This is a genomic window from Pseudomonas sp. E1BtOHC1 (genome assembly GCF_058744285.1).
Map to the genome: position 1 here is coordinate 145,569 of NZ_CP196023.1, position 16,572 is coordinate 162,140.

Sequence of the window (16,572 nt, forward strand, 5' to 3'; positions counted from 1 at the left end):
CACACCCTGACAAATACTGACCAACCCATTAGGCTGCCGGAATTACTTCTGGCCTGGAATATCCGATGCCCCTTGTCCACCGCTCGGCACTGCCTGCATTGTGCCTGTCGCTGATCCTGCCTTGGACCTTTTCTGTGGAAGCCGCCGACCCGGCCCCGGAAACCAAGAGCCCCGAGGAACAACCGGCGCAACGCCAAACCCTGCCTGAACGCAGCCAGGAAGATGCCAGCGCCCTGGAGCGTCAGTTGCCTGTCCAGGAGCAACAGCAGTTGCAAGCCGGTGGCGATACCTTCCTGGCCCTGTGGAAACCGGCCAACACCAGCGAACCCAAGGGCGTGGTGATTATCCTCCCGGGAGCCGGTGAAAGCGCCGACTGGCCACAAGCCGTGGCCCCACTGCGCAATAAACTGCCGGACACCGATTGGGGCAGTCTGAGCCTGACCCTGCCGGACATGCTCAGCGACGCGGCACAACCGCGGATCGTCGAGGCCGCACCGCCACCAGCGGACACCAGCAATACCGCTAAGGACGCCAGCGCCGAGGCCAAGCCCATCGAGCAAGCCGCCGGTGGCGAAGCCGACGTGGCGGACCGCGCGGTCGCAGAAAGCACCGAGGAGCAGGTCAAGGCCGATGCCGAGCGCATCTTCACCCGGATTGATGCAGCCCTGGCCTTCGCCGAACAGCAGAATGCCCGCAGCATTGTGCTCCTGGGCCATGGCACTGGCGCCTACTGGGCCGCACGCTACCTGAGCGAAAAACAGCCGTCCCAGGTACAGAAACTGGTGATGGTGGCCGCCCAGACCCCCACCAATGGCAAGCCACAACTGGCAGAGTTGACACCGACCTTGAAGCTGGCAACCGCAGACTTCTTCTATGTCGACAAGAGCGCCGCGCAGAAAGCGGCACTGGAACGACTGCAAGCCAGTAAGCGCCTGAAGCATTCAAACTTCAGCCAGATCCCCCTGAAAGCCTTGCCTGGCAATCATGCGGCCCAGCAAGAGCAACTGTTCCGCCGGGTACGTGGCTGGTTGAACCCGCAGAACCCCGACAGCTGAAGAGCTTGAGCCGCCGCTGCCTGACTGGTAACGGCGGCCCGACCAGGCCTCAGCGGAAATCCCGGCGCTCGCGTATCAGGGCATAGGCGCTGTGCAATTCACGGGTCGTTTCCGTCGCCTCCCGCACCTGGGCGGCACTGGCACCACTACCGGCGATCTTGTCCGGGTGATGACGGCTAAGCAGGCGGCGATAGGCGCGCTTGATCTGCGCCGGCTCAGCGGTGGCGGCAACCCCCAACAAGCGCAGCGCTTCCTGATAGGTGAGAGCTCCCTCGGTCAGCGACCTGCGCGCCGGGCCATATTCCTGCGCCAGCGCCTGGATCTGTTCCGTGGTCCAGCCCAGCCATTTGCCCCAGAGTTGGATCAGTTCGCGCTCCGTCGGGCCCACCCGGCCATCGGCCCAGACCATTCGCCAGCAGGCGCGCAGTACACCTTCCGCGGCATAGGGCTGGGCACTCAGGCGCCGTAGATAACCACGTAGACGGTCATTGCCCGACTTGCCTCGATTGAAGGCTGCAATCGCTCGGCGCTGGGCTGAGTCGTTCATGTCCAGCGAACGCATTTCCTGACGCGCCTGCTGGATATGTCCATCCACCACCCTGCCATCACTTTTAGCCAAGCGTCCCAGCAACACGAACAGCAGTTCATCGTTGCGCAACGCCGGGCGACCGCCCAGACGCTCACGTACATGCGCCCAGCTGTGCAGTTGCAGACGTCGGTCCAGAGCCTGTCCCAACAACGCACCAAGCATGGCCCCAGGAATGCTGGCAATTGCAAAACCCGCTCCGGCTCCGATCAGAGTCCCTGGCCACCACATATCAGCGCCTCGCTTGCAGCAGGGCTTCAACCTGCGCCAGGCGCTCGACCGTACCCACGTCGATCCATTGCCCCTGCATATGCTCGCCGCTGACCTGGCCCCGGGCCATGGCCTCGCGCAATAGCGGCGCCAGTTTGAATGGGCCCGGGACACAGTGCTGGAACAAACCTGGATGCAGGACCGAAATACCACTGAAGGTCAGGGCTTCAGATCCGGGCTGGGCATCGTGCAACATCCCGTCCTGCAGGCAGAAATCGCCACCACTGGGATGGTGCGCCGGGTTATCCACCATCACCAAGTGAGCCAGTCCAGCCAGGGGCCGACGCAGAGAGGCGAAGTCGTAGTCGGTCCAGATATCGCCATTGACCACCAAAAACGGCTCATCCCCCAACAAGGGCAAGGCTTTGAAAATGCCGCCGGCGGTCTCCAGAGGCTCGCTTTCCGCCGAGTACTGGATGTTCAGGCCCCAGCGTTGACCGTTGCCAAGGGCTTCTTCGATCTGCTGACCAAGCCAGGCATGGTTGATCACGATGTCGCAAAAGCCCGCCTTGGCCAGCGCCAGCAGGTGGTATTCGATCAGGGGCATGCCGGCTACAGGCAACAGCGGCTTGGGGGTGGTCAGGGTCAGGGGGCGCATGCGCTCGCCCTTGCCAGCGGCCAGAATCATCGCCTTCATGCATCGGCTCCTGCTGGCTGGCGCAGGCTGAGCAGCAGTTGCGAAAGCTCGGCCAATTCGGGGCGACGGGCCAGCACTGCTTCTATATAGGCAAAGAACCGTGGCACGTCGGCCAGGTAACGAGGCTTGCCGTCGCGGTGGCATATCCGCGAGAAGATACCGATCACCTTGAGGTGACGCTGTACGCCCATCAGGTCACTGGCCCGGAGGAACTCCTCGAAGTCTTCCTGGACGGGGATCCCCAGCGCTCGAGCCTGGTGCCAATAACCCTCCAGCCAGCCACGCACCCGGGGCTGCGGCCAACTGAGGAAGGCATCCTTGAACAGGCAGGTCACGTCGTAGGTCACTGGGCCGTAGACCGCATCCTGAAAGTCCAGCACCCCAGGATTCGGTTCGCTGAGCATCAGGTTGCGTGGCATATAGTCGCGATGCACCAGCACCTTGGGTTGCGCCAGGGCGCTGTCGATTAGCAGGTCACTGACCCGCTGCCACTGTTCGCGCTGCTGCGCGCTGAACGTGACACCCAGTTCATGTCCGACGTACCACTCAGGAAACAACTCCAGTTCACGGCGCAGCAGAGCGACATCGTAGCTGGGCAGTGGCGCATCCATCGGTAGCTGTTGAAACGCCAGCAGGGCCTGCAGTGCATCCTCGAAAAGTGCATCGGCATTGCTTTCGTCAATCACATCGAGATAGGTCTTGTTGCCCAGGTCGTTGAGCAATAAAAAGCCCTGGACCAAGTCCTGGGCATAAATTTTCGGCACGTTGATGCCGGAAGTCGCCAACAATTGGGCGATATCCACGAAGGGTTTGCAGTTTTCCTGGGGTGGCGGAGCATCCATGACCACGAAGCTGCGGCCTGCACCCTGCCAACGGAAATAACGGCGGAAACTCGCGTCACTGCTGGCCGCGGTCAATGTTGCCGGGGGTACTTCGCCCCAGCCTTGTGCTGCATAAACAATCGCCAACTGCTCATCGAGCCAAACTTTCAGGTGTTGCAAGCGTACATCTTGGTCAGGCATTACAAGGGTCTCCGACGGCGCTAGCCGTCAAGCGGGTCATGCTTTATTATCCAGCATCTTTTTCAGACCATCGAGAGGCGTGCGGCCCACACCGCGGGCAGATGGCACGCAGGAAGCCCGGACTAATAAGATGGCATTGAAATCCCCCGCGTTTCGTAAAAAATTTCCGTTGCTGGTTACCGGCGGTTTGCTGGCCCTGCAACCTCTAGCCACTTCCTTCGTGGTCGCCGCGGAACAGTATGACTGCTCAGTCTCTGCTTCGGGTGGCTGGGCCTGTGCGCCGAAAACCGCAGCAGCGCCACTGCCTCCACGGCCGGTTCACGATGCCAGCTCGGTCAGTTCCAACGGTGCCACCGCAACCGACAGCGGCGCCGCAGAACAAGCTGCCGGCGACAAGCCGGTGCTGGTCACCGAGGCCAAAGGCCGGGGTCTGAAGTCACGCAGTGCGGACTACAGCCACCTCGACTGGGTACCGCGCGAGAAGCTCACCGCCGCTCAATTGGCCGAAACCGGTCCTTACTGCTCTGGTTCCTATATCGAACCGATTCGTCCTGGCATGAATGACAAGACGAATAAAAGTGACGCCCCCACCTTTATCGGTGCCAAGGCCTCGCGTTATCAGCAGGAAGAACAGGTGGCGACCCTGGCCGGTGACGTGGTCATGCGCCAGGGCAGCATGCAGGTCGAGGCCGACGAGGCCAACCTGTATCAGGCCGAGAACCGTGGCGAGTTGAGCGGCAACGTACGCATCCGCGATAACGGCACGCTGATGGTCGGCGACCACGCCGACGTGCAGCTCGACACTGGCGAAGCCAAGGTCGATAACGCCGAATACGTGATGCACAAGTCGCGGGTTCGCGGCAGTGCGCTGTACGCCAAGCGTGCCGAAAACGCCATCATCCGCCTCAAGGATGGTACGTACACCACGTGCGAACCGAACAGCAACGCCTGGCAGCTCAAGGGCAACAACATCACCTTGAACCCGGCCACCGGCTTCGGTACCGCGACCAACGTGACCTTGCGGGTCAAAGATATTCCGGTGCTCTACACCCCGTATATCTACTTCCCGATCGATGACCGTCGTCAATCAGGCTTCCTGCCGCCGAGCATCGGCACCGGCAGCGATACCGGTTTCATGCTGGTCACGCCGTACTACTTCAACCTGGCACCGAACTACGATGCCACGTTGTACCCGCGTTACATGTCCAAGCGCGGCCTGTTGATGGAAGGCGAGTTCCGTTACCTGACCAAGAGCAGCGAAGGTCAGTTCGGCGCCGCGTACCTCAACGACGACGACACTGATCGCAAGAAGCAGACCGACTACGAAAAAACCCGCTACATGCTCAACTGGCAGCACAAGGGCGGGCTTGATTCGCGGGTGATGACCGAGGTCGACTACACCAAGATCAGCGATCCGTACTACTTCCAGGATCTGCAGACCGATCAGATCGGCGTGAAGTCCACTGACTACGTCAACCAGCAAGGCGCCGTAACCTACCGTGGCGACGATTACACCGCACGCCTCAACGTGCAGGCGTATGAGCTGGCGAGCGTGGCCAACATCACGCCTTACAACCGCTTGCCGCAGATCACCTTCAATGGCGCACTGCCGTACCATCCGCAGGGTCTGGATTTCACCTATGAAACCGAGCTGGTTCGGTTTGAGCGGGATCTGCTCAAGGGTAATTACACAGATAAAGATGGCGGACCGATTGACCCTATCACCGGGTTGGTAGGCAATCCGCGCCTGGACACTAACGTAGCGGGCCTGGCCCGCGCCAATGGTGATCGCTTGAACCTCAAGCCCGGTGTCAGCCTGCCGCTGAACTGGAGCTATGGCTATCTGACTCCATCCCTGAAGTACATGTACACCCAGTACAATCTTGATCTGGATGGCCAAGGCAAAAACGACTTGGTCACCAACAGGAATAGAGCTGCTGCCTTGGGTGAGTCGTACAAGAGCTCACAAAACCGCGGCGTTCCAATCGCCAGTGTGGACGGTGGCCTGTATTTCGACCGCGATACCCAATGGTTTGGCAAAAACTACCGCCAGACCCTGGAACCGCGCGCGTTCTACCTCTATGTACCTGAGGAAGACCAGAAGGACATCCCGGTATTCGATACAGGTGAATCGACCTTCAACTACGCTTCGCTGTTCCGCGACAACCGCTTTTCCGGTTCGGACCGCGTCGGCGACGAGAACAAGCTGTCGCTGGGTGTGACCAGCCGCTGGATTGAAGACAACGGTTTCCAGCGTCAGCGCGTCAGCGTTGGCCAGGCTCTGTACCTCAAGGATCGCACCGTCCAACTGCCGGGTATCGACTACCGCACTCGTGACGATGCAACGTCCAACGTCTCGCCTTACGCCCTTGAATACGAATACCGTTTCAACCGCGACTGGCGCGCCAACGCAGAGTACAACTGGGATCCGGACAGCCACAGCCCACGTTCCGGCAGTGCGATGTTCCACTACCAGCCTGAAGACAACCCGAACAAGGTGGTCAACGCCGGCTATCGCTACCGCAACGACCAGATCCGCTACGACCAGAACAGCGGTACCTGGAAAATGGGCGGCGACTACGGTACTCCGGGCACGCCTGGTTACGTGAAGGACTACTACAAGATCCAGCAGCATGACTTCTCGGTGATCTGGCCGATCGTGCCGCAATGGAACGCCATCAGCCGTTGGCAGTACGACTACAACCGTAACCGCACGCTCGAGGCCTTTGGTGGTTTCGAATACGACAACTGCTGCTGGAAACTGCGCCTGATCAGCCGTTACTGGGTCAAGTATGACGAGTTCAGTCAGAACGCTCCGGAAAACGAGAAAGGCGACCGCGGCATCTTCCTCCAAATTGTTCTGAAGGGTCTCGGTGGCGTCATGGGCACCAAAGTAGAGAGCTTCCTCGACAAAGGCATCCAAGGTTATCGTGAACGTGAAGACCAAGCTTTCTGATTGTCTGCGCCCGCTGATGCTGGGCGCGCTGTTCCTGAGCACTGCGGCCAGCGCCGCAGTGCAGTCCATCGACAAGGTCGTGGCCATCGTCGACAACGACGTGGTCATGCAGAGCCAGTTGGACCAGCGGGTTCACGAAGTTCAGCAAACCATCGCCAAGCGGGGCGGTGGCGTACCGCCTACCAGCGTCCTGGAACAGCAGGTTCTGGAGCGTCTGATCGTTGAAAACCTGCAACTGCAGATTGGCGAACGGTCCGGCATCCGCATCACCGATGAAGAACTGAACCAGGCCATTGGCACCATTGCCCAGCGCAACAGCATGAGCATCGAGCAGTTCCGTGCCGCCCTGGCCCACGACGGTCTGTCTTATGAAGACGCTCGTGACCAAGTGCGCCGTGAAATGATCATCAGCCGCGTGCGCCAGCGCCGGGTGGCCGAGCGTATTCAGGTGTCGGAACAGGAAGTGAAGAACTTCCTGGCCTCGGACCTTGGCAAGATGCAGCTCTCCGAAGAGCTGCACCTGGCCAACATCCTGATTCCGACCCCGGAAAGCGCCAACTCCGAAGCTATTCAGAGTGCTGCTCGCCAGGCCATGGACGTGTATCAGCAGCTCAAGCAAGGTGCAGACTTCGCGCAATTGGCGATTGCCCGCTCCGGCAGCGACAACGCCCTGGAAGGCGGCGACATGGGCTGGCGTAAAGCCGCTCAATTGCCTCCTCCGTTCGACCGTGAGCTGAGCGCCATGGCAGTGGGTGATATCACCCAGCCAGCCCGCACCCCAGGCGGCTTTATCATTCTCAAGCTGCTGGACAAGCGCGGCGGCGGCAATCAGGTGCGTGACGAAGTGCATGTACGCCACATCCTGATCAAGCCAAGCGAGATTCGCAGCGAAGAAGAGACCAAGCGTCTGGCGCAGAAACTCTACGATCGCATCGAAGCCGGCGAAGACTTTGCCGAACTGGCGAAAAGCTACTCGGAAGACCCGGGTTCGGCGCTCAACGGCGGTGACCTCAACTGGATCGACCCGAACGCTCTGGTGCCTGAGTTCCGCGAAGTGATGGCCAAGACCCCACAAGGTCAGCTGTCCAAACCGTTCAAGAGCCCTTATGGCTGGCATGTACTGGAAGTCCTTGGTCGTCGAGCCACCGACAGCACCAGTCAGGCCCGCGAGCAACAAGCCATGACCGTGCTGCGTAACCGCAAGTACGACGAAGAGCTGCAGACCTGGTTGCGGCAGATCCGTGATGAGGCCTACGTCGAGATCAAACTGCCTGGCGCTGAACAGGCGGCACAGTGAAACCCAGACGTTTCGCTCTGACACCCGGCGAACCAGCGGGTATAGGTCCTGACCTGTGCCTGCTGCTCGCCTCGCAACCCCAGCCATATCCCCTGATTGCCATTACCAGCCGCGACCTGCTCCTTGAGCGGGCCGCGCAGCTGGGCGTGGCAGTCAATCTGCTGCCAGTGACCTTGGACCAACTGCCGACTGAAGCCGCTCCGGCGGGCAGCCTGTATGTCTGGGACACGCCCCTGGCCAAGCCAGTGGTCAGCGGCCAACTGGACCAGGCCAATGCGGCCTTCGTCCTGGAAACCCTGACCCGGGCCGGCCAAGGCTGCCTGGACGGACACTTTGCCGGCATGATCACCGCCCCTGTACATAAAGGCGTGATCAACGATTCCGGGATCGCCTTTTCCGGGCACACCGAATTCCTTGCGGACCTGACCCACACCCAACAAGTGGTCATGATGCTGGCCACCCGTGGCTTGCGCGTGGCACTGGTGACCACGCACCTGCCCTTGCGGGAGATAGCCGACGCCATCACCGCAGAACGCCTGGAGCGAGTCACGCGGATTCTGCATGCCGACCTGCAACACAAGTTCGGTATTGCCCAACCACGGATCCTGGTTTGCGGACTCAACCCCCACGCCGGTGAAGGCGGGCATCTGGGCCGTGAAGAAATCGACATCATCGAACCTACCCTAGAGCGTCTGCGCAACGAAGGCATGGACCTGCGCGGCCCACTGCCTGCCGACACTCTGTTTACCCCCAAATATCTGGAGCACTGCGACGCAGTGCTGGCGATGTACCACGACCAAGGCTTGCCCGTGCTGAAATACAAAGGCTTCGGCGCGGCCGTCAATGTGACGCTCGGCCTGCCGATCATCCGCACCTCCGTCGACCACGGCACCGCCCTGGATCTGGCCGGCAGCGGCAAGATCGACACCGGCAGCCTGCAGGTCGCCCTGGAAACCGCCTACCAGATGGCCGAGAACCGTTTATGAGCGAGCAATACCAACACCGGGCGCGCAAGCGCTTCGGCCAGAACTTCCTGCATGACGCCGGCGTTATCGACCGTATCCTGCGAGCTATCCACGCCAAACCCGAAGACCGCATGCTGGAAATCGGCCCGGGCCAGGGCGCACTGACCGAAGGCTTGCTGAGCAGCGGGGCCCAGTTGGACGTGGTGGAACTGGACAAGGATCTGATCCCGATCCTCAACCAGCAGTTCGCCAGCAAGAGCAACTTCAACCTGCACCAGGGCGATGCCCTGAAGTTCGACTTCAACACCCTCGGCGCCGCCCCCAGCAGCCTGCGGGTGGTCGGTAACCTGCCCTACAACATCTCCACCCCGCTGATCTTCCACCTGCTGCAGAACGCCGGGCTGATCCGCGACATGCACTTCATGCTGCAAAAGGAAGTGGTCGAGCGTTTGGCCGCCGGCCCTGGTGGCGGTGACTGGGGTCGCCTGTCGATCATGGTTCAGTATCACTGCCGCGTGGAACACCTGTTCAACGTCGGCCCCGGCGCCTTCAATCCTCCACCGAAGGTTGATTCGGCCATCGTGCGCCTGGTGCCTCACGCGGTGCTGCCACATCCAGCCAAGGATCATCGCCTGCTGGAGCGCATCGTCCGCGAAGCCTTCAACCAGCGCCGCAAGACCCTGCGCAATACCCTCAAGGCCCTCCTCAGCAGCGCCGAAATCGAAGCCGCCGGTGTCGATGGCAGCCTGCGCCCCGAGCAGTTGGACCTGGCCGCCTTCGTGCGTCTGGCCGATCAGTTGGCCGACCAGCCCAAGCCAGCCGCCGACTGAGAAACGCCCTTGCCCGAGATCGGGTAGGACGCCGGACAGGATGTCTGGTTTACTACCCGATACTTGACCTAGACTGACCTCCATCAGCTTTGTCCCGCGCCCCGCTTTGCTTTAAAGGCCTTTTGCATGTCCGATCCTCGTTATCAGGTCGACGTCAGCGTCGTCACCCGCTTTCTGGCAGACCAATCGCAACCCGAGCAGAACCGCTTCGCTTTCGCCTACACCATTACCGTTCAGAACAACGGATCACTCCCAGCCAAGCTGCTGTCCCGGCACTGGGTGATCACCGACGGTGACGGCCATGTAGAAGAAGTTCGCGGCGCTGGCGTGGTTGGCCAGCAGCCATTGATTGCCGCCGGCAAGAGCCACACCTACAGCAGCGGCACGGTGATGACCACCCGAGTCGGCAACATGCAGGGCAGTTACCAGATGCTGGCCGAGGACGGCAAACAGTTCGACGCCATCATTGCCCCCTTCCGCCTGGCAGTCCCTGGAGCCCTGCACTGATGGCGACCTACGCCGTCGGCGACCTGCAAGGCTGCCTGGAGCCGCTGCAGTGCCTGCTTGAACAAGTCGCCTTCGACCCTGCCCGGGACCGCCTGTGGCTGGTGGGCGACCTGGTCAATCGCGGTCCACAGTCACTGGAAACCCTGCGCTACCTTTATTCCATTCGCGATTCGCTGGTCTGCGTGCTGGGCAATCACGACCTGCACCTGCTGGCAGCCTGGCGCAACATCGAACGGCTGAAAAAGTCCGACACACTGCGGGAAATCCTTGAAGCCCCAGATTGCGAAGAACTGTTGCAGTGGTTGCGCCAGCAAAAACTGATGCATTACGACGAAACCCGCAACGTGGCCCTGGTCCATGCCGGCATCGCCCCGCAATGGTCCCTGAAGAAGGCCCTCAAGTGCGCCGCCGAAGTCGAGGAAGCGCTACGCGACGACAACCTCTTCGAGCCCTTCCTGGACGGCATGTACGGCAACGATCCAGCGAAATGGGACAGCGACCTCAAGGGCGTGACCCGCCTGCGCGTCATCACCAACTACTTCACCCGCATGCGTTTCTGCACCAGCGAGGGCAAGCTCGACCTCAAGAGCAAGGAAGGACTGGACACCGCACCACCGGGCTACGCCCCCTGGTTCAGTCACAAGGAGCGCAAGACCCGGGACATGAAGATCATCTTCGGCCACTGGGCGGCCCTGGAAGGCCATAGCAACGAACCCGGCATCTTCGCCCTGGACAGCGGCTGCGTCTGGGGCGGGGCCATGACCTTGCTGAATGTCGATACAGGCGTGCGCCTGACCTGCGATTGCGACGCACAGGGGCATACCGCGCCCCTTTCCCCCGAACCCTTGCCCATCCCGGCAAAGCGCTAGTCGGCGCTGACTATCAAGCTCCAGGAGCCCGCCATGAGCGAATTCAAACGCATCCCTCCAGAACAGGCCCAGGCACTGCGCGAACAAGGTGCAGTGGTCGTGGATATCCGCGACCCGCAAACCTATGCACTGAGCCATATCAGCGGCGCGCAACACCTGGATAATCACTCCATTTCCGACTTCATTCGCGGCGCCGATCTCGATGCCCCATTGGTGGTGGTCTGCTATCACGGCAACTCCAGCCAGAGCGCTGCGGCGTATCTGGTGAGCCAGGGCTTTTCCGACGTTTACAGCCTCGATGGCGGCTTCGAACTATGGCGCAGCACCTATCCGACGGAAATCGCCCAAGGCACCGCCGAATAATTTTTTTCAGCGGCTCTAGCCCGCGTACTACGCGGGCTCACGCGCCACCGGACGAACGGTAGTGCGCAACTAATTCCCCATCTCGCCTTGACCTCCCGGATTCCGAACTATCCTTAGCCTCAGGCCATCCAAATCAGGGGAGAGCCGGTACACCGGCGAGCGGGTCATCGGTACTAGCTTTCAAGGTCGATAGCTTTGAAAGTGTTCTGGGGGGTAAACAGCAACTGGAAACTCAGTTGCATGCCAGCACTTGACTGACTGATCCGACGCCGGCTCCACGTATCGAGCGAGGTGACGTCATGAGTATTTTTAGCCACTTCCAACAACGCTTCGAATCCACACGCCAGGAAGAGTTTTCGCTGCAGGAATACCTGGAACTGTGCAAAAAGGACCGAAGCGCCTATGCATCCGCCGCCGAGCGCTTGCTATTGGCCATCGGCGAACCCGAGCTGCTGGACACCTCGACCAACTCGAGGCTGTCGCGAATCTTCTCCAACAAGGTCATCAGGCGGTATCCGGCCTTTGAAGACTTCCATGGCATGGAAGAGTGCATCGACCAGATCGTCTCCTATTTCCGCCATGCCGCTCAGGGCCTGGAAGAGAAGAAACAGATCCTCTATCTCCTGGGACCGGTGGGGGGTGGTAAATCTTCCCTGGCCGAAAAGCTCAAACAACTGATCGAAAAAGTGCCCTTCTACGCCATCAAGGGCTCTCCGGTCTTCGAGTCGCCACTGGGCCTGTTCAACGCCACGGAAGATGGCGCCATTCTCGAAGAAGACTTCGGCATCCCACGGCGCTACCTCAACACCATCATGTCGCCGTGGGCCACCAAGCGCCTGTCGGAATTCGGTGGTGACATCAGCCAGTTCCGGGTAGTGAAACTTTACCCATCGATTCTCAACCAGATCGCCGTGGCCAAGACCGAACCTGGCGATGAGAACAACCAGGACATCTCCGCCCTAGTGGGCAAGGTGGATATCCGTAAACTGGAAGAATTCCCGCAGAACGATGCCGACGCCTACAGCTACTCCGGAGCACTGTGCCGGGCCAACCAGGGCCTGATGGAGTTCGTCGAAATGTTCAAGGCACCGATCAAGGTGCTGCACCCTTTGCTCACCGCCACCCAGGAAGGCAACTACAACAGTACCGAAGGGCTGGGAGCGATTCCCTTCACAGGCATCCTGCTGGCCCACTCCAACGAATCGGAGTGGCACACCTTCCGCAACAACAAGAACAACGAAGCCTTCATTGACCGTATCTACATCGTCAAGGTGCCTTACTGCCTGCGGGTCACTGATGAGGTGAAGATTTACGACAAACTGCTGTTCAACAGTTCCCTGGCCAAGGCCCATTGCGCCCCCGACACCCTGAAGATGCTCGCGCAGTTCACTGTGCTATCGCGCCTCAAGGAGCCGGAAAACTCCAATATCTACTCGAAGATGCGGGTTTATGACGGCGAGAACCTGAAGGACACCGATCCCAAGGCCAAGTCGATCCAGGAATACCGCGACAGTGCCGGCGTCGATGAAGGCATGAATGGCCTGTCGACTCGATTCGCTTTCAAGATTCTGTCAAAAGTCTTCAACTTCGATCCCCATGAAGTGGCGGCTAACCCAGTGCACCTGCTGTATGTGCTGGAACAGCAGATCGAGCAGGAGCAGTTCCAGGCAGAAACCCGCGAGCGCTACCTGCGCTTCCTCAAGGAGTACCTGGCACCGCGCTACATCGAGTTCATCGGCAAGGAGATCCAGACCGCCTACCTAGAGTCCTACAGCGAGTACGGCCAGAACATCTTCGACCGTTATGTTCTCTACGCAGACTTCTGGATTCAGGATCAGGAATACCGCGATCCGGAAACCGGCGAGATCCTCAATCGCGTCGCCCTCAACGAAGAGCTGGAGAAGATCGAAAAACCTGCGGGCATCAGCAACCCGAAAGACTTCCGCAACGAAATCGTCAACTTCGTCCTGCGGGCCCGAGCCAACAACAATGGCAAGAACCCCACTTGGCTCAGCTACGAGAAGCTGCGGGTGGTCATCGAGAAGAAAATGTTCTCCAACACCGAGGATCTGCTGCCGGTCATCAGCTTCAACGCCAAGGCCAGCAAGGAGGATCAGCAGAAACACAACGACTTCGTCACACGAATGGTCGAGCGCGGCTACACCGACAAACAGGTACGGCTGCTGTCCGAATGGTATCTGCGGGTCAGAAAATCGCAGTGAAGCAGCTGCAAGCTTCTAGCCACAAGCTGCAAGCGTGTTGCCGTAGAGCCCTCACAGGCTCTGCTGCGGCGCTGCTTACGGCTTGAGGCTTATGTCTTGAAGCTCCCCGGAGGGGCCCATGAGCTATGTGATCGACCGACGTCTCAATGGCAAGAACAAGAGCACGGTGAACCGCCAGCGGTTTCTGCGGCGCTACCGTGACCACATCAAAAAGGCCGTCGAAGAGGCCGTCAGCCGCCGCTCCATCACCGACATGGAGCATGGCGAACAAATCAGCATTCCCGGACGGGACATCGACGAACCGGTGCTGCACCACGGCCGTGGCGGCAAGCAAACCGTGGTCCATCCCGGCAACAAGGAATTCACTGCAGGCGAGCATATTGCCAGGCCTCAAGGCGGCGGTGGAGGCGGAACTGGCCGCGGCAAGGCGGGCAATTCCGGCGAGGGCATGGATGAGTTCGTCTTCCAGATTACCCAGGAGGAATTCCTCGAATTCATGTTCGAGGACCTGGAGCTGCCCAACCTGGTCAAACGCAACCTGACGGGCACCGATACCTTCAAGACCGTACGAGCGGGGATCAGCAACGAGGGCAACCCGTCGCGGATCAACATCATCCGCACCTTGCGCTCGGCCCACGCCCGCCGCATTGCCCTGTCCGGCAGCAGCCGAGCCAAACTGCGGGAGGCCAAAGAGGAACTGGCACGCCTGAAGCGGGAAGAACCGGATAACTTCGGCGATATCCAGGAACTGGAAGCGGAAATCGAACGCCTGAGCGCTCGAATTCATCGCGTGCCTTTTCTCGACACTTTCGACCTCAAGTACAACCTGTTGGTGAAACAGCCCAACCCCAGCTCCAAGGCGGTGATGTTCTGCCTGATGGACGTCTCCGGCTCCATGACCCAGGCGACCAAGGACATCGCCAAACGCTTCTTCATCCTTTTGTACCTGTTCCTCAAGCGCAACTACGACAAGATAGATGTCGTCTTCATCCGCCACCACACCAGCGCCCGGGAAGTGGATGAGGAAGAGTTCTTCTATTCCCGTGAAACCGGCGGGACCATCGTCTCCAGCGCCTTGAAACTGATGCAGGAGATCATGGCCGAGCGCTATCCGAGCAACGAATGGAACATCTACGCCGCACAAGCCTCCGACGGCGACAACTGGAACGATGACTCCCCCATCTGCCGCGATATCCTGATCAACCAGATCATGCCTTTCGTGCAGTACTACACCTACGTGGAAATCACTCCACGGGAGCACCAGGCCCTGTGGTTCGAGTATGAACGTATCGCCGAGGCCTTCTCCGACACCTTCGCCCAGCAACAACTGGTTTCGGCCGGAGATATCTATCCGGTCTTCCGTGAACTCTTCCAGCGCAGGTTAGTGACATGACCGCCAGAGAGCAGAAGCGCCAACCCATCTCCACGGGCTCGGAATGGACCTTCGAGCTGATCCAGGCCTACGACCGCGAAATCAGCCGTATTGCCGCTCGCTATGCCCTGGATACCTATCCCAACCAGATCGAAGTGATCACCGCCGAGCAGATGATGGATGCCTATGCCTCGGTGGGCATGCCTTTGGGTTATCACCATTGGTCCTACGGCAAACACTTTCTCAGCACCGAAAAATCCTACAGCCGCGGTCAGATGGGGCTGGCCTACGAAATCGTGATCAACTCAGACCCTTGCATCGCCTATCTGATGGAGGAGAACACCATCTGCATGCAGGCGCTGGTGGTGGCCCATGCCTGCTACGGCCACAACAGCTTCTTCAAGGGCAACTACCTGTTCCGCACCTGGACCGATGCCAGCTCGATCATCGATTATCTGGTGTTCGCCAAGCAGTACATCATGCAATGCGAGGAACGCCATGGCATCGATGCCGTGGAAGATCTGCTGGACTCCTGCCATGCACTGATGAACTACGGCGTCGACCGCTACAAACGACCTTACCCGATCTCCGCGGAAGAAGAACGACGTCGGCAGAAGGACCGGGAGGAGCACCTGCAGAAACAGATCAACGACCTGTGGCGTACGATTCCCAAAGGCGCGGACAAGTACAGCGACAAGGACAACGCGCGGTTCCCCGCCGAGCCTCAGGAAAACATCCTGTACTTCATCGAAAAACATGCACCATTGCTGGAGCCCTGGCAGCGGGAAATCGTGCGCATCGTGCGCAAGATCGCCCAGTACTTCTACCCGCAGCGCCAAACCCAGGTGATGAACGAAGGTTGGGCCACTTTCTGGCACTACACGCTGATGAACGACCTGTATGACGAGGGGCTGGTCACCGATGGCTTCATGATGGAGTTCCTCACCTCCCACACCAGCGTGGTGTACCAGCCGGGATTCGACAGCCCCTATTACAACGGCATCAACCCCTACGCTCTGGGTTTTGCCATGTATCGGGACATCCGGCGCATATGCGAAGCCCCTACCGAAGAAGATCGTCGCTGGTTCCCGGAACTGGCCGGCACCGATTGGCTGTCGAGCATCAAGTTCGCCATGAGCAGCTTCAAGGATGAGAGCTTCATCCTGCAGTATCTGTCGCCCAAGGTGATCCGCGACCTCAAGCTGTTCAGCATCATGGATGACGACCAGAAGGATGACCTGCTGGTACCGGCAATCCATGACGAAAGCGGCTATCGGATCATCAGGGAAACTCTGGCCGCGCAATACAATCTGGGCAACCGTGAACCCAATGTGCAGATCTGGAGCATCGATCGTCGTGGCGATCGCTCGCTGACCCTGCGCCACCAGCAACACGATCGCAAACCCCTGGGGGACTCCACCGAGGAGGTGCTCAAGCACCTGCACCGCCTCTGGGGCTTCGATATTCACCTGGAAACCCTGCAGGGCGATCAGGTGATGAAAACCCATCACGTACCGCCGAAAAGCGATCACAACGAAAACGACTACGGGCGATTGGACCTGGCAGTCATCCACCTCTGAGCCCAACAACAGGCCTCCGTTAGCACAGCACAAGGGTTATC

At 59.8% G+C, this 16,572-nt stretch carries 14 protein-coding genes; 11 read left to right on the plus strand and 3 right to left on the minus strand.

The genetic code is table 11. The annotated features are described in order from the left end of the window. The first annotated feature begins 65 nt into the window (after positions 1-65). On the plus strand, positions 66-1,055 hold the full coding sequence (locus tag ACSSVC_RS00720) for an alpha/beta hydrolase family protein (protein WP_346633085.1): 990 nt from the start codon (positions 66-68) through the stop codon (positions 1,053-1,055). Between the two features lie 49 nt (positions 1,056-1,104). Here the strand turns inward: ACSSVC_RS00720 and ACSSVC_RS00725 are convergent, their stop codons facing one another. Genes ACSSVC_RS00725 through ACSSVC_RS00735 form a run of 3 tightly spaced genes read right to left on the minus strand, consistent with a single transcriptional unit; the run spans position 1,105 to position 3,570 of the window. Further along, complete coding sequence (locus ACSSVC_RS00725) at positions 1,105-1,872, minus strand: TerB family tellurite resistance protein (RefSeq protein WP_404937784.1); 768 nt, start codon at positions 1,870-1,872, stop codon at positions 1,105-1,107. 1 nt (position 1,873) lies between these two features. Then, complete coding sequence (murU, locus tag ACSSVC_RS00730) at positions 1,874-2,548, minus strand: N-acetylmuramate alpha-1-phosphate uridylyltransferase MurU (RefSeq protein ID WP_404937785.1); 675 nt, start codon at positions 2,546-2,548, stop codon at positions 1,874-1,876. Continuing rightward, positions 2,545-3,570 carry an aminoglycoside phosphotransferase family protein gene (locus tag ACSSVC_RS00735; RefSeq protein ID WP_492611900.1) on the minus strand — a complete coding sequence of 342 codons (1,026 nt, stop codon included), beginning with the start codon at positions 3,568-3,570 and terminating at the stop codon, positions 2,545-2,547. The genes murU and ACSSVC_RS00735 overlap by 4 nt, the downstream gene beginning before the upstream one ends. Before the next feature lie 130 nt (positions 3,571-3,700). Between ACSSVC_RS00735 and ACSSVC_RS00740 the strand changes: the two genes are divergently transcribed. The 10 genes from ACSSVC_RS00740 (at position 3,701) to ACSSVC_RS00785 (ending at position 16,531) form a co-directional block, all read left to right on the plus strand. Then, positions 3,701-6,526: an LPS-assembly protein LptD gene (locus ACSSVC_RS00740; protein ID WP_346633089.1), complete on the plus strand. Its 2,826-nt coding sequence runs from the start codon at positions 3,701-3,703 to the stop codon at positions 6,524-6,526. Continuing rightward, positions 6,507-7,823: a peptidylprolyl isomerase SurA gene (surA, locus tag ACSSVC_RS00745; RefSeq protein ID WP_148059765.1), complete on the plus strand. Its 1,317-nt coding sequence runs from the start codon at positions 6,507-6,509 to the stop codon at positions 7,821-7,823. The genes ACSSVC_RS00740 and surA overlap by 20 nt, the downstream gene beginning before the upstream one ends. After that, positions 7,820-8,809, plus strand: a complete 990-nt coding sequence (gene pdxA, locus ACSSVC_RS00750) for a 4-hydroxythreonine-4-phosphate dehydrogenase PdxA (RefSeq protein WP_346633090.1) — start codon at positions 7,820-7,822, stop codon at positions 8,807-8,809. The genes surA and pdxA overlap by 4 nt, the downstream gene beginning before the upstream one ends. Continuing rightward, the gene (gene rsmA / locus ACSSVC_RS00755) at positions 8,806-9,618 is read left to right on the plus strand and encodes a 16S rRNA (adenine(1518)-N(6)/adenine(1519)-N(6))-dimethyltransferase RsmA (protein WP_346633091.1); all 813 of its coding nucleotides are present in this window, start codon (positions 8,806-8,808) and stop codon (positions 9,616-9,618) included. The genes pdxA and rsmA overlap by 4 nt, the downstream gene beginning before the upstream one ends. A gap of 126 nt (positions 9,619-9,744) precedes the next feature. Next, complete coding sequence (gene apaG, locus ACSSVC_RS00760; RefSeq protein ID WP_025131262.1) at positions 9,745-10,125, plus strand: Co2+/Mg2+ efflux protein ApaG; 381 nt, start codon at positions 9,745-9,747, stop codon at positions 10,123-10,125. Next, positions 10,125-10,994 (plus strand): symmetrical bis(5'-nucleosyl)-tetraphosphatase, encoded by an 870-nt coding sequence (locus ACSSVC_RS00765; RefSeq protein ID WP_346633092.1) that lies wholly within the window; start codon positions 10,125-10,127, stop codon positions 10,992-10,994. The genes apaG and ACSSVC_RS00765 overlap by 1 nt, the downstream gene beginning before the upstream one ends. Before the next feature lie 33 nt (positions 10,995-11,027). Then, positions 11,028-11,357 (plus strand): thiosulfate sulfurtransferase GlpE, encoded by a 330-nt coding sequence (gene glpE, locus ACSSVC_RS00770; RefSeq protein ID WP_102861924.1) that lies wholly within the window; start codon positions 11,028-11,030, stop codon positions 11,355-11,357. 299 nt (positions 11,358-11,656) lie between these two features. Further along, a complete protein-coding gene (locus tag ACSSVC_RS00775; RefSeq protein ID WP_011063831.1) occupies positions 11,657-13,579 on the plus strand; it encodes a PrkA family serine protein kinase in 1,923 nt (640 codons plus the stop codon). A 118-nt stretch (positions 13,580-13,697) separates the two neighbouring features. Further along, positions 13,698-14,972, plus strand: a complete 1,275-nt coding sequence (locus tag ACSSVC_RS00780; RefSeq protein ID WP_446439318.1) for a YeaH/YhbH family protein — start codon at positions 13,698-13,700, stop codon at positions 14,970-14,972. Then, the gene (locus ACSSVC_RS00785) at positions 14,969-16,531 is read left to right on the plus strand and encodes a SpoVR family protein (RefSeq protein WP_346633094.1); all 1,563 of its coding nucleotides are present in this window, start codon (positions 14,969-14,971) and stop codon (positions 16,529-16,531) included. The genes ACSSVC_RS00780 and ACSSVC_RS00785 overlap by 4 nt, the downstream gene beginning before the upstream one ends. Positions 16,532-16,572: the final 41 nt, after the last annotated feature.

Excerpts from the sequence above, each read along its gene's own strand:
- ACSSVC_RS00720 (WP_346633085.1), top strand. The coding sequence starts at position 66 with ATGCCCCTTGTCCACCGCTCGGCACTGCCTGCATTGTGCCTGTCGCTG.
- ACSSVC_RS00725 (WP_404937784.1), bottom strand. The coding sequence starts at position 1,872 with ATGTGGTGGCCAGGGACTCTGATCGGAGCCGGAGCGGGTTTTGCAATT.
- murU (WP_404937785.1), bottom strand. The coding sequence starts at position 2,548 with ATGAAGGCGATGATTCTGGCCGCTGGCAAGGGCGAGCGCATGCGCCCC.
- ACSSVC_RS00735 (WP_492611900.1), bottom strand. The coding sequence starts at position 3,570 with ATGCCTGACCAAGATGTACGCTTGCAACACCTGAAAGTTTGGCTCGAT.
- ACSSVC_RS00740 (WP_346633089.1), top strand. The coding sequence starts at position 3,701 with ATGGCATTGAAATCCCCCGCGTTTCGTAAAAAATTTCCGTTGCTGGTT.
- rsmA (WP_346633091.1), top strand. The coding sequence starts at position 8,806 with ATGAGCGAGCAATACCAACACCGGGCGCGCAAGCGCTTCGGCCAGAAC.
- apaG (WP_025131262.1), top strand. The coding sequence starts at position 9,745 with ATGTCCGATCCTCGTTATCAGGTCGACGTCAGCGTCGTCACCCGCTTT.
- ACSSVC_RS00765 (WP_346633092.1), top strand. The coding sequence starts at position 10,125 with ATGGCGACCTACGCCGTCGGCGACCTGCAAGGCTGCCTGGAGCCGCTG.
- glpE (WP_102861924.1), top strand. The coding sequence starts at position 11,028 with ATGAGCGAATTCAAACGCATCCCTCCAGAACAGGCCCAGGCACTGCGC.
- ACSSVC_RS00775 (WP_011063831.1), top strand. The coding sequence starts at position 11,657 with ATGAGTATTTTTAGCCACTTCCAACAACGCTTCGAATCCACACGCCAG.
- ACSSVC_RS00780 (WP_446439318.1), top strand. The coding sequence starts at position 13,698 with ATGAGCTATGTGATCGACCGACGTCTCAATGGCAAGAACAAGAGCACG.
- ACSSVC_RS00785 (WP_346633094.1), top strand. The coding sequence starts at position 14,969 with ATGACCGCCAGAGAGCAGAAGCGCCAACCCATCTCCACGGGCTCGGAA.